Here is a 12622-nt window from a genome sequence, read left to right as displayed (position 1 = left end):
GTGGTGTGAATGCGGAACCGGCAGATTACTGGCGCACGAAGTATTTACAATCACCACTCTCGTAAATCCAGTGACCACACATCGTGAACAGTAAAGCCCAGCTGGACGATCTTCGCGTGTTCTGCATGGTCGTGCGCCAGCGCAGCTTCGCTGCCACATCCCGCGAGCTGGGGCTGTCCAAGGCGGCCGTCAGCAAGCGCATCGCAATGCTCGAAGCGGCGCTGCAGGAAAAACTGCTGCACCGGACCACGCGGCAGATCTCCTTGACCGCCCAGGGGGAGATCGTGCACCAGTGGGCCCAGCGCATCCTCGAGGATGTGGACCTGATGGGCGAAGCGCTGAGCAGCGAGAAGGCCGTGCCACGGGGCCTGCTGCGCATCTGCAGCAGCACCGGCTTCGGCCGCAACCGGCTGGCGCCGGCCCTGTCCGAGCTGGCGCGGCGCTACCCCGAACTCGAGATCCAGGTGGAACTGCTGGACCGGGCCGTGGACCTGGTCGAGGAAGGCTTCCAGCTCGACATTCGCGTCGGCCAGGTGCGCGAGGGCAATCTCATCACGCGCTGCATCGCGCGCAACCAGCGCATCCTGTGCGCCGCGCCGGCCTACCTGCAAGGCTTCGGCACGCCCCGCACGCTGGACGATCTCAAGGCCCACCGCTGCATCGCGATCCGCGAGCGCGACCAGGACTTCGGCCGCTGGGACCTCAGCGGCCCCGACGGTCCGGCGTCGGTCAAGGTGAGCGGCCCGCTGTCGGCCAACAACGGGGAGATCGTCCGCCAGTGGGCCATCGACGGCCACGGCATCATCCTGCGCTCCGGCTGGGATGTCGGGCGCGACGTGGACACCGGCGCGCTGGTGCAGGTGCTGCCGCAATACGTCCAGCCGGCCGACGTGTGGGCGGTCTATCCGTCGCGCCTGTCGGCGTCGGCCAAGCTCAGGCTGTGCGTCGAATTCCTGGCCGAGTGGTTCGCCCGCAGCGGCCTGCCGACCTGAGGCGGCACGGGCCTACCAGTTGAGGCCGCTCTCCGCGGGCCGGTCGGCGTGCTGGGCGAGGTATTCGCGCAGGTAGTCCACGAAATAGGCGACCTTGGCCGACAGGTTGAGGCGCTCCATGTACACCGCGTAAACATCGGCGGACGGCGTCTCGCAGTCGGCCAGCACCTGTTCCAGGCGACCGCTGCGCAGGTATTTCGCCACGTCCCACTCGGCGCGCATCAGGATGCCGTGCCCTTCCAACGCCCAGTTCAGGGCCACTTCGCCATCGTTGGTGCTCAGCTTGCCCTGCACCTTGACAGTCTCGGTCTGCTTGCCGCGACTCAGCTTCCAGCTGCCGTAGGCGGACTCGTTCTGGCGCAGCACGATGCACTGGTGCTGCGCCAGTTCCTGGGGATGCGTGGGGATGCCGGCTGACCTAAGGTAGGAAGGAGAAGCGCACAGCAGGCGGCGGTTGGCGGCGATCTTCTTGGCGATCAGGCGCGAATCGGGAATCTCGCCGAAGCGGATCGACACGTCGGTAGCGTCGTCGGGCAGCGCCACCGGGCGGTCCGTCAGCTGGAGCTGGACCTCCACGTCCGGGTACTTGCGGTTGAAGCCGGAAATCGCGGGTCCGATGTACGAACGTCCGAAGCCCAGCGGGGCATTCACGCGCAGCTGCCCGCGCGGCGCGGCGCGGCTGCTCGAGATGACCCGTTCGAGTTCCTCGATCTCGCCGAGGATGCGCTGCGCATGAGTGAAATAGACCTCGCCCTCGGTGGTCAGGCCGAGCCGCCGCGTGGTGCGGTTGAGCAGGCGCACGCCCAGCCGCTCCTCGATCTGCGCGAGGCGGCGCGACACCGACGGCGGCGTCAGGTTCAGCTCCCGCGCCACCGCCACCATGCTGCCCAGCTTGACCAGCGCACAGAAGAAAGCGAGTTCCGAGGCGTCGTTCATTATTACGTTTTTCGTAAAGATGTTTTAAGTCTAGCTCGATTCATCTTTCTGATGAAGTGATTAATCTTCTCCTCAGGCAACACCACACAGAGAACAGGCCCCGCCCGGGACGGCCCGGCAGGCTTGAACAAGCTGCAGCAGACAGCGCCTGACATTCGCAAATCAACACGGAGGAGACTTCTCGTGGCTACGGATATCGAACAACGCACCCTGCGCCGGATCAGCTGGCGGATCGTGCCTTTCATCATGCTGCTGTACTTCGTCGCCTACATCGACCGGGTCAATATCGGCTTTGCCGCGCTGACCATGAAGGAAGACCTGGGCTTCACCGCGTCGATGCTGGGCTTCGGCGCCGGCATCTTCTTCTGGGGCTACTTCCTGTGCGAAGTGCCTTCCAACATCGTGCTGCACAAGGTCGGCGCCCGGCTGTGGATCGCCCGGGTGATGGTCACCTGGGGGATCATCTCCGGCGGCATGGCCTTCATCGAAGGCGCCACCAGCTTCTACGTGATGCGCTTCCTGCTCGGCGCCGCCGAAGCGGGTTTCTTCCCCGGCATCATCCTGTACCTCAGCTACTGGTTCCCGGCCCGCCACCGCGCTGGCGTCACGGCCTTCTTCATGGCCGCGGCACCGATCTCCACCGCCCTCGGCTCGCCGCTTTCCGCGGCCCTGCTCGAAATGAACGGCGTCGGCGGTATGCACGGCTGGCAGTGGATGTTCGTCCTCGAAGCCATCCCGGCCCTGATCCTCGGCGTGGTGGTCTTCTTCTACATGACCGACAAGCCCGAACAGGCCAAGTGGCTCAAGGATGACGAGCGTGCCTGGCTGGTCAAGGCGATGGCCGAAGAGAACGCCGGCAAGGGCGACAACGGCAAGCACGGCATCATCGCCGGCCTGGCCAACCCCCGCGTGCTGGCCCTGGCGATGATCTACTTCGGCACCTCCGCCGGCCTCTACACCCTCGGCATCTGGGCGCCGCAGATCATCAAGCAGCTCGGCGTCTCGTCGATGACCGTCGGCTTCCTGAACGCCATCCCGCCGATCGTCTCGGTGGTCGCCATGGTGCTGTGGTCGCGCCACTCCGACCGCACCGGCGAGCGTACCTGGCACGTCGTGCTGGCCTGTCTCGCCGCCGCCGTCGGCCTGGTGGTTGCCGCCGGCGCCAACAGCGTGGTCGGCCTGATCGCCGCGCTGACCCTGGTCAATATCGGCATCAGCTGCGCCAAGCCGCCCCTGTGGAGCATGCCGACCATGTTCCTGTCCGGCGCCGCCGCCGCCACCGGCATCGCCACGATCAACTCGATCGGCAACCTGGGCGGCTTCGCCGGCCCGGCGATGATCGGCTGGGTCAAGGACCAGACCGGCAGCTACAGCGGCGGCCTCTACTTCGTGGCCGGCCTGCTGATCATGTCCGCGGTACTCACCCTGCTGCTGTCCCGTTCGCAGAAGCCGCAGGTCGCAACCAGCGAAGCGACCGCCCACTAAAAAGCCGCACCCCCCCCAAACGAATTCACAAAGGAGCATCACATGGACAAGGAAGCCGCCGTCCAGTCCCTGACGGACACCATGGCCAAATTCACGTCTTACATCGGCAAGCGTCTGCCCAAGGACGTCAAGGCCAAGCTGGCCGAACTGCGCACGATGGAAACTAACCCGCTCGCGAAGTCGATCTACGACTCGATGCACGGCAACCAGGAGGCGGCCGACAAGCTCAACCGCCCGAGCTGCCAGGACACCGGCGTGATCCAGTACTTCGTCGAGGCCGGCGCCAATTTCCCGCTGCTCGGCGAACTGGAAGAAATCCTCAAGGAAGCCACCGCCGAAGCCACCCGCATGGGCCCGCTGCGCCACAACGCAGTGGAGACCTTCGACGAGAAGAACACCGGCACCAACACCGGCACCAACATCCCCTGGCTCGACTGGCGCATCGTCCCTGAAAAGGACAGCTGCACCATCGACGTCTACATGGCCGGCGGCGGCTGCACGCTGCCCGGCGCCGCCAAGGTGCTGATGCCGGGCCAGGGCTACGAGGGCGTGGCCGAGTTCGTGATGGACGTCATCACCGAGCGCGGCGTCAATGCCTGCCCGCCGCTCTTGGTCGGCGTCGGCGTGTCCACCTCAGTCGAGACCGCCGCCCGCCTGTCCAAGCTGGCGATCATGCGGCCGGTCGACTCGAAGAGCGAGAACCCCCGCGCCGCGCTGATGGAGCAACTGCTCGAAGAAGGCCTCAACGAGATCGGCATCGGCCCGCAAGGCCTCACCGGCAACAACAGCGTGATGGGCGTCAATATCGAATCGTCCGCCCGTCACCCCTCGACCATCGGCGTCGCCGTCAATACCGGCTGCTGGGCCCACCGCCGCGGCAAGATCCGCATCAACGCCGACATGTCCTACGAAATCATCTCCCACGAAGGAGTGGAGCTGTGAAAAAGATCCTCACCACGCCCATCAAGGACGAAGACCTGGAAAACCTCAACGTCGGCGACGTGGTCTATCTGACCGGCCGCCTGGTGACCTGCCGCGACGTGGCCCACCGCCGCCTCATCGAGCAGGGCCGCGAACTGCCGGTGAACCTGGAAGGCGGCGCGATCTTCCACGCCGGCCCGATCGTCCGCAAAAAGGATGACGGCAACTTCGAGATGGTCTCCATCGGCCCGACCACCAGCATGCGCATGGAGAAGTTCGAGCGCGAGTTCATCAAGCAGACCGGCGTCAAGCTGATCGTCGGCAAGGGCGGCATGGGCCCCGAGACCGCCGCCGGCTGCCAGGAGAACAAGGCCGTGCATGCGATCTTCCCCGGCGGCTGCGCGGTGCTGGCCGCGACGCAGGTCGAGGAGATCGAAGGCGCCGAATGGCAAGACCTCGGCATGCCCGAGACCCTGTGGATCAACCGCGTCAGGGAATTCGGCCCGCTGATCATCTCCATCGACACCAAGGGCAACAACCTGATCTCCCAGAACAAGGCCGGCTTCAACGAGAAGAAGAAGCCGATCCTCGAACGCATCAGCAAGCAGCTCAGCTTCATCAAGTAAGTCCCCCGGCGGCGGCCGGACCTCTCACCGGCCGCCGCCCCCTCCCCGCTCCAATCCCAACAAGAACACCATGCAGGGCCGGCCGGAAACGCGCCGGCGGGGGAAGGTTTTGCCTGCATATCCAGGAACGCTCCGGAGACACGACATGGACGCCAAGCAGCTGCGCGACGCCGCGCTGTACTACCACCGCCAGCCCCGGCCGGGGAAGATCGCGGTCAGCCCCACCAAGCAACTGACCAACCAGTACGACCTGGCCCTCGCCTACTCGCCCGGCGTGGCCTACGCCTGCGACGAGATCGCCGCCGATCCGGCCGAGGCCAGCACCCTCACCGCCCGCGCCAATCTGGTCGGCGTCATCACCAACGGCACCGCGGTGCTCGGCCTCGGCAACATCGGCCCGCTGGCCGCCAAGCCGGTGATGGAAGGCAAGGGCGTGCTGTTCAAGAAGTTCGCCAACATCGATGTCTTCGACCTGGAGATCGACGAACTCGACCCGGACAAGCTGATCGACACCATCGCGTCCCTGGAGCCGACCTTTGGCGGCATCAACCTGGAAGACATCAAGGCACCGGAGTGCTTCTACATCGAGCAGAAGCTGCGCGAGCGCATGAAGATCCCGGTCTTCCACGACGACCAGCACGGCACCGCCATCGTCGTCGGCGCGGCGATCCTCAACGGCCTGCACCTGATCGGCAAGGACATCCGCGAAGTCAAGATCGTCACCTCCGGCGCCGGCGCGGCGGCCCTCGCCTGCCTGGACCTGCTGGTGATGCTCGGCGCGCCGGTGGACAACATCTGGGTCACCGACATCAAGGGCGTGGTGTATGAAGGCCGTGTCGAGGAGATGGACCCGATCAAGGCGCGCTACGCCAAGAAGACCCGCGCGCGCGGCCTCGGCGAGGTGATCGAAGGTGCGGACGTGTTCCTCGGCCTGTCGGCCGGCGGCGTGCTGAAGCCGGAAATGGTCGCGCGGATGGCCGCCCGGCCGCTGGTGATGGCGCTGGCCAACCCGACGCCTGAGATCCTGCCGGAAGAGGTCAAGGCGGTGCGTGACGACGCGATCATCTGCACCGGCCGCTCGGACTACCCGAACCAGGTCAATAACGTGCTGTGCTTCCCGTTCATCTTCCGCGGCGCGCTGGACGTGGGCGCGACGACGATCACGGAGGAGATGAAGATGGCCGCCGTACGCGCCATCGCCGAGCTGGCCCGCGCCGAGCAATCGGAGGTGGTCGCCTCGGCCTACGGCGAGAAGGTCGCCGCCTTCGGCCCGGAATACCTGATCCCCAAACCCTTCGACCCGCGCCTGATCGTCAAGATCGCCCCGGCCGTGGCCCAGGCCGCCGTCGATTCCGGCGTGGCGACGCGGCCGATCAACGACTGGGCGGCCTACCTGGAGCGCCTCAACGCCTTCATCTACCACTCCGGCCTGATCATGAAGCCGGTGTTCACCCAGGCCAAGAACGCCCCAAAACGCATCGTCTTCGCCGAGGGCGAAGACGAGCGCGTGCTGCGCGCCGTGCAGGTGGTCCGCGACGAAGGCCTGGCCCGCCCGCTACTGATCGGGAGGCGCGAGGAGATCCTGCAGCGCATCGAGTCCGCCGGGCTGCGCATCCGCGAGCACGCCGACTTCGAGCTCATCGACGGCGCCGACAGTGCCTTCGGCCGCGCCCATTTCGACGAGTTCTGGCAGGCCTACCACCGCAAGATGGAACGCAAGGGCGTGTCGCCCGACTATGCCCGCCGCGAGGTGCGCCGCCGGTCCACCCTGTTCGGCGCGCTGATGGTCGAGCTGGGCTACGCCGACGGCCTCGTCTGCGGCACCTCGGGCCGCCACGAAACCCACCGGGAGTACATCGAGAACGTCATCGGCCGCCGCCCTGGTGTGCCGAACTACGCGGCGATGAACCTCTTGATGCTGCCGGGGCGCACGGTGTTCATCGCCGACACCTACGTCAATTACGACCCGACCGCCGAACAGCTTGCCGACATGACGCTGCTGGCCGCCGAGGAAATGCGCAATTTCGGCATCGAGCCGAAGGTGGCGCTACTGTCCCACTCCACCTTCGGCACCGCCGACACGCCCAGCGCGAAGAAGATGCGCCACACCCTGGCCATCCTCGAGCAGCGCGCGCCGCAGCTCGAAGTGGAAGGCGAGATGCACGGCGACGCGGCGCTGGACGAGCAGATCCGCCTCGCCACCTTCCCAAGCTCACGCCTCAAGGGGCAGGCCAACCTGCTGGTGATGCCGACGCTGGACGCCGCCAACATCGCCTTCAACCTGCTGAAGGTGGCCGCCGGCGACAACCTCACCGTCGGCCCCATCCTGCTCGGCACGGCCCGGCCGGTGAACATCCTGACGCCCACCGCCACCGTCCGGCGGATCGTCAACATGACGGCGCTGACCGTCGTGGAAGCGGGCTGAGCACAGCGGAGGCCCTGCGGGCAGCCCGCAGGGCCTTCCTGCCTTACACCTTCTGGTAGATCTCCGCGCCGCTCTTCACGAACTCGACGGCCTTGGTTTCCATGCCCTTGCTGAGCGCCTCGTCCTCACCGATGCCCTGCTTCGCCGCGAAGTCGCGCACGTCCTGGGTGATCTTCATCGAGCAGAAGTGCGGGCCGCACATGGAGCAGAAGTGGGCGACCTTGGCCGATTCCTTCGGCAGCGTTTCGTCGTGGAAGCTCTTGGCCTTGTCCGGGTCGAGGCCCAGGTTGAACTGGTCGTCCCAGCGGAACTCGTAACGGGCCTTGGACAGCGCGTTGTCGCGGATCTGCGCGCCCGGGTGGCCCTTGGCGAGGTCGGCGGCGTGGGCGGCCAGCTTGTAGGTGATGATGCCTTCCTTCACATCGTTCTTGTCCGGCAGGCCCAGGTGCTCCTTGGGGGTCACGTAGCACAGCATGGCGGTGCCGTACCAGCCGATCATCGCGGCGCCGATGCCGCTGGTGATGTGGTCGTAGCCGGGGGCGATATCGGTGGTCAGCGGGCCAAGGGTGTAGAACGGGGCTTCCTTGCAGTGCTTCAACTGCAGGTCCATGTTCTCCTTGATCAGGTGCATCGGCACATGGCCCGGGCCTTCGATGATGGTCTGCACGTCGTGCTTCCAGGCGATGTCGGTCAGCTCCCCGAGGGTTTCCAGCTCGCCGAGCTGCGCCGCGTCGTTGGCGTCGTAGATGGAGCCGGGGCGCAGGCCGTCGCCGAGGCTGAAGGCCACGTCGTAGGCCTTCATGATCTCGCAGATCTCCTCGAAGTTCGTGTAGAGGAAGCTCTCCTTGTGATGCGCCAGGCACCACTTGGCCATGATCGAGCCGCCGCGGCTGACGATGCCGGTCATGCGGTTGGCGGTCATCGGGATGTAGCGCAGCAGCACGCCGGCGTGGATCGTGAAGTAGTCGACGCCCTGCTCGGCCTGTTCGATCAGCGTGTCGCGGAAGATCTCCCAGGTCAGCTCCTCGGCCTTGCCGTCGACCTTTTCCAGGGCCTGGTAGATGGGCACGGTGCCGATCGGCACCGGGCTGTTACGGATGATCCATTCGCGGGTTTCGTGGATGTTCTTGCCGGTGGACAGGTCCATCACCGTGTCGCCGCCCCAGCGGGTGGCCCAGGTCATCTTGTCCACTTCCTCGTTGATCGAGGAGCCGAGCGCCGAGTTGCCGATGTTGGCGTTGATCTTCACGAGGAAGTTGCGGCCGATGATCATCGGCTCACTTTCCGGGTGGTTGATGTTGTTGGGGATGATGGCGCGGCCGCGGGCGACTTCGGAGCGCACGAATTCGGGGGTGATCTCGCCGGGGATGGCGGCGCCGAAGTCCTGGCCCTTGTGCTGGCGGGTCAGGAGCGCGGCCATCTTCTCGCCCTGCGGGCCGGTTGCACGCAGGCTTGCCAGGTAGGCGGCCCGATTCACGTTCTCGCGGATGGCGACGAATTCCATCTCCGGCGTGATGATGCCCTGACGGGCGTAGTGCATCTGGGAGACGTTCTTGCCGGGCAGCGCACGGCGCGGCTTGCGGTGCAGGCCGGGGAAGCGCAGCTCGTCGAGTTTCGGATCGGCAGCGCGGGCGCGGCCGAACTCGGAGGACAGGTCAGGCAGCACTTCGGTGTCGCCGCGCTCTTCGATCCAGCCCTGGCGCAGGGCCGGCAGGCCGGAGCGGATGTCGATCTTCGCGCTCGGGTCGGTGTAGGGGCCGGAACAGTCGTAGACGAAGATCGGCGGGTTCTTCTCGCCGCCGAAGCCGGTGGGGGTGTCGGCCTGGGTGATCTCGCGCATCGGCACCTGGATGTCCGGGCGGCTGCCTTCGACGTGGATTTTGCGGGAATTGGGCAGCGGCGCAACGGCCGCTTCGTCCACGTGGGCGGACGCGGCGAGGAATTGTTCTTTGGCGTTCATGGAGGCTCCTTTGGGGATTGGAATTCGGTCTATGCTCGTTATATAAATGGCGTGCCATTTCCAGTACGGCTTTCAGCAAATTCCACGCCACACCGCGCCAGCCCTGGCAAAGCGCCCATCCCGCCAATAAGCGCCCAATCCGCCCCCAAATCGGCGTGAGACGGCGGAGACAGAAGAGACGCCTGTCTCCATTCCCCCCCCGCCAATTGAGACATCTGTCTCGACTTTCATTTCCCATTTCGCCCAAATTCCCCGTCAGGATTGGAAAAACGCGACCTGGCAAACAAATTGCAATTCCCTCCTCGCCACCGGCCTATTAAGCCGGCGGAATCCGGATGCTTCCGGCGCAATAGCTGGAAGAACAATAACGAGGAGACATACTCATGATTCAGCACTCATCCGCATCCAAGGGCCGTCTGCAGAACCCGCGTATCCTGCGCCACGCCATCGCCATCGCAGTGGCCGGTCTGGCCCTGCCCGCACTGGCCGAAACCAATGTGGCGATCTACGGCATCATCGACGCCGGCCTGCTCTACCAGAGCAAGACCGGCACCGACGGCAAGAGCAAGTCGTCGATGGAAACCAGCGGCCTGCGCCAGACCATCATCGGTTTCAAGGGGGACCGTGACCTGGGCCAGGGCCTGGAAGGCTTCTTCAACCTCGAAGCCCACTTCGACACCAACAACGGCCAGTTCCACGGCACCGGCGACGCCCAGGGCAACGGCACCCCGTTCTTCCGCCGCCAGGCCAACCTGGGCCTGCGCGGCGACTGGGGCAGCGTGACCTTCGGCCGCCAGTACGGCCCCGCCCTGCTGGCCCACATCGGCACCGAGCCGCGCGCCTTCAAGGAACAGTTCTCCAACCTGTACGCCTGGGCCTACAACCAGTACGCCGCCACCAACGGCGCGCCGGGCACCGACCGCAACACCAACAACGACGTCGGCATCTTCTTCAGCAACGCCATCCAGTACCGCAACACCCTCGGCCCCTACAGCTTTGGCGTGCTGTATTCCCCCGGCGGCCAGGCCGGCAGCCTGGACAAGAACAGCGTGTGGGCGGTGGGCGGCACCTACACCGGCCCGGTGGTGCTGTCGGCGTCCTACCAGGTCATCAAGGACCAATCCACCGCCAACGACAACGTCCGCCACGGCGGCCTCGGCTTCGCGGTGCCCTTCGGCGACTTCACCTTCAAGGCCAACTACCTCAACGCGCGCAATTCCCTCAGCACCGGCGCCAACGTCTCCAACGTCAACGCGATCGGTGTCGGCACCGACTGGAAGTGGCATCCCAAGAACACCGCGACCCTTGCCTACTACGACAACAAGGACCGCATGAACAAGGACGACCACACGCGCAACATCGTCATCAGCAACGACTACTCGCTGCGTAGCGACACCATCCTGTACGCTCAGATGGCCTACGTGGATGCGGGCGATGCCGCCACCATCAAGACCAGCATCGTCGCCGCCGGCATTCCGAGCGTGGGCAACAAATCCACGCTGCTCAACGTTGGCCTGAACTTCACGTTCTGATCCCCCGCCCCGACACACCAGAAGATCACAAGGACCACACCATGAAGATCGCCCAAATCCGCCTGGCCGCCTGCCTCGGTGCCGCCGGCTTGATCGCCGGCAGCGCGCTGGCCGCCGACACCCGCCCCGGCTACGCCGACCCGGACAACTGGCCCCAGTACCACCGCAGCTACAACGCCTGGCGCTTCAGCCCCCTCACCCAGATCAACAAGACCAACGTGAAGAAGCTCAAGGTGGCGTGGATCCACCAGCCGGGCAACATCACCCACGGCCTGCAGGCCACCCCCATCGTCATCGACGGCATCCTGTACTACGTGTCGGCCAACAACAACGTGTGGGCGGTGGATGCCAGCAACGGCAAGACCCTGTGGCACTACGAGCCCAAGCTGGCCGCCATCTCCAAGCAGGTCTTCTACGCCGCCGCCAGCCGCGGCGTGACGGTCGGCCGCGGCAAGGTCTTCCTCGGCACGCTCGACGGGCGCTTCATCGCCATCGACCAAAAGACCGGCAAGGAGCTGTGGTCCACCCAGCTCACCGACCAGAAGACCCAGTACGGCGCCCTCTTCTCGGCCCCGCCGCAGCTCGCCGGCGACGTGCTGTTCGGTGGCACCACCGGCGGCGACCAGCCCATCGCCGGCAAGATCTACGCGGTGAACGCCGACACCGGCAAACCGGTGTGGAACTTCGACATCATCAAGAACGACCCGGCCAGCTGGCCCGGCGACAGCGGCAAGGTGGGCGGCGGCTCGGCGTGGATGCCCGGCACCTACGACGAGAGCACCGACACCATCTACATCGGCACCTCCAACGCCGCCCCCGACTACTACACCGCCGGCCGCGAAGGCGACAACAAGTACACCTCCACGCTGCTCGCCCTCGACCCCAAGACCGGCAAGCTCAAGTGGCACCGCCAGGAAATCCCCCACGACACCTGGGACTTCGACGCCGCCTACGAGGCTCTGCTGGTCAAGAAGGACGGCAAGGACGTGATCGTCCACCTCAACAAGAGCGGCTTCGTCTTCGTGATGGACAAGCAGGACGGCAAGCTGGAGAACGTCTGGCAGTTCGCCGAGAACATGAACTGGGCCAAGGGTATCGACCCGAAGACCGGCGCCCTCATCGAGCCGCGCCGCCCGCAGCCCGGCAAGCGCGAGCTGCTGTGCCCCAACCTGCTCGGCGCGCGCAGCTGGAACCACGGCGCCTACAACCCGGGCACCGGCCTGTGGTACTCCCACGCCATGGAAGTGTGTAACGAAGTGGTTTCCGGCAAGGACGACCCGTCCAACCTGAACGCCATCTCGGCCCTGTCCCTCGGCATCGACGAGATCAAGCTGGTGCCGCCGCCCAACGGCAAGAAGCCGGACGGCCGCCTCGACGCCCGCGATCCGCTGACCGGCAAGATCAAGTGGAGCATCCACTACGACCTGCCGCCCCTTTCCAGCGTGCTGACCACCGCCGGCGGGCTGGTGTTCACCGGCGACATGGAAGGCCGCCTATATGCCTATGACGCCGACAACGGCAAGGAACTGTGGCGCTTCAACGCCGGCTCCGGCGCCCGCGGCGGCCCGGTCAGCTACTCCGTCAAGGGCAAGCAGTACATCGTGATCCCGACCGGCCTCGGCTCCCACGCCCCGGGCTTCCTGTCCGGCGCCTTCCCGCAGATCAAGGACCTGCCCGGCGGTGCCGCGCTGATCGGCTTCACCCTCGAGTAAGCCCGCCTTACGAGCTCCGCGGCACGACGGGTC

The 12622-nt window shown here is 65.8% G+C and carries 9 protein-coding genes; 7 read left to right on the top strand and 2 right to left on the bottom strand.

What is annotated here, in order from left to right:
- Window positions 1-83: 83 nt before the first annotated feature.
- The gene (locus AC3QL2_RS16795) at window positions 84-992 is read left to right on the top strand and encodes a LysR family transcriptional regulator (protein WP_493235841.1); all 909 of its coding nucleotides are present in this window, start codon (window positions 84-86) and stop codon (window positions 990-992) included.
- Window positions 993-1004: 12 nt separating this feature from the next.
- On the opposite strand, the gene AC3QL2_RS16790 is transcribed toward AC3QL2_RS16795, so the two are convergent.
- Window positions 1005-1928 carry a LysR family transcriptional regulator gene (locus AC3QL2_RS16790; RefSeq protein ID WP_493235843.1) on the bottom strand — a complete coding sequence of 308 codons (924 nt, stop codon included), beginning with the start codon at window positions 1926-1928 and terminating at the stop codon, window positions 1005-1007.
- Window positions 1929-2111: 183 nt separating this feature from the next.
- Here AC3QL2_RS16790 and AC3QL2_RS16785 point away from each other — a divergent pair, with 183 nt between their 5' ends.
- The 4 genes from AC3QL2_RS16785 (at window position 2112) to AC3QL2_RS16770 (ending at window position 7385) form a co-directional block, all read left to right on the top strand.
- Window positions 2112-3413: an MFS transporter gene (locus AC3QL2_RS16785; protein WP_493235844.1), complete on the top strand. Its 1302-nt coding sequence runs from the start codon at window positions 2112-2114 to the stop codon at window positions 3411-3413.
- Between the two features lie 42 nt (window positions 3414-3455).
- Window positions 3456-4355: a L(+)-tartrate dehydratase subunit alpha gene (gene ttdA, locus AC3QL2_RS16780; protein WP_493235845.1), complete on the top strand. Its 900-nt coding sequence runs from the start codon at window positions 3456-3458 to the stop codon at window positions 4353-4355.
- On the top strand, window positions 4352-4960 hold the full coding sequence (ttdB, locus tag AC3QL2_RS16775; RefSeq protein WP_493235847.1) for a L(+)-tartrate dehydratase subunit beta: 609 nt from the start codon (window positions 4352-4354) through the stop codon (window positions 4958-4960). The genes ttdA and ttdB overlap by 4 nt, the downstream gene beginning before the upstream one ends.
- Before the next feature lie 145 nt (window positions 4961-5105).
- Complete coding sequence (locus AC3QL2_RS16770; RefSeq protein ID WP_493235848.1) at window positions 5106-7385, top strand: NADP-dependent malic enzyme; 2280 nt, start codon at window positions 5106-5108, stop codon at window positions 7383-7385.
- Window positions 7386-7428: 43 nt separating this feature from the next.
- Here AC3QL2_RS16770 and thiC read toward each other — a convergent pair whose 3' ends face one another.
- The gene (thiC, locus tag AC3QL2_RS16765; RefSeq protein WP_493235850.1) at window positions 7429-9345 is read right to left on the bottom strand and encodes a phosphomethylpyrimidine synthase ThiC; all 1917 of its coding nucleotides are present in this window, start codon (window positions 9343-9345) and stop codon (window positions 7429-7431) included.
- Window positions 9346-9728: 383 nt separating this feature from the next.
- Here thiC and AC3QL2_RS16760 point away from each other — a divergent pair, with 383 nt between their 5' ends.
- Entirely contained in the window at window positions 9729-10877 is a 1149-nt protein-coding gene (locus AC3QL2_RS16760) for a porin (protein WP_493235851.1), read from the top strand.
- A 41-nt stretch (window positions 10878-10918) separates the two neighbouring features.
- Window positions 10919-12589, top strand: coding sequence for a pyrroloquinoline quinone-dependent dehydrogenase (locus AC3QL2_RS16755; protein WP_493235852.1), 1671 nt, complete (start codon window positions 10919-10921; stop codon window positions 12587-12589).
- Window positions 12590-12622: the final 33 nt, after the last annotated feature.

Source organism: Zoogloea sp. GW822-FHT05C07 (assembly GCF_058800215.1).
This window is presented reverse-complemented; position numbering and strand designations above follow the sequence as displayed.

What these genes read in the sequence shown, in the direction of transcription:
- AC3QL2_RS16790 (WP_493235843.1), bottom strand. Translation starts at nt 1,928, where the DNA reads ATGAACGACGCCTCGGAACTCGCTTTCTTCTGTGCGCTGGTCAAGCTG.
- ttdA (WP_493235845.1), top strand. Translation starts at nt 3,456, where the DNA reads ATGGACAAGGAAGCCGCCGTCCAGTCCCTGACGGACACCATGGCCAAA.
- AC3QL2_RS16770 (WP_493235848.1), top strand. Translation starts at nt 5,106, where the DNA reads ATGGACGCCAAGCAGCTGCGCGACGCCGCGCTGTACTACCACCGCCAG.
- thiC (WP_493235850.1), bottom strand. Translation starts at nt 9,345, where the DNA reads ATGAACGCCAAAGAACAATTCCTCGCCGCGTCCGCCCACGTGGACGAA.
- AC3QL2_RS16760 (WP_493235851.1), top strand. Translation starts at nt 9,729, where the DNA reads ATGATTCAGCACTCATCCGCATCCAAGGGCCGTCTGCAGAACCCGCGT.
- AC3QL2_RS16755 (WP_493235852.1), top strand. Translation starts at nt 10,919, where the DNA reads ATGAAGATCGCCCAAATCCGCCTGGCCGCCTGCCTCGGTGCCGCCGGC.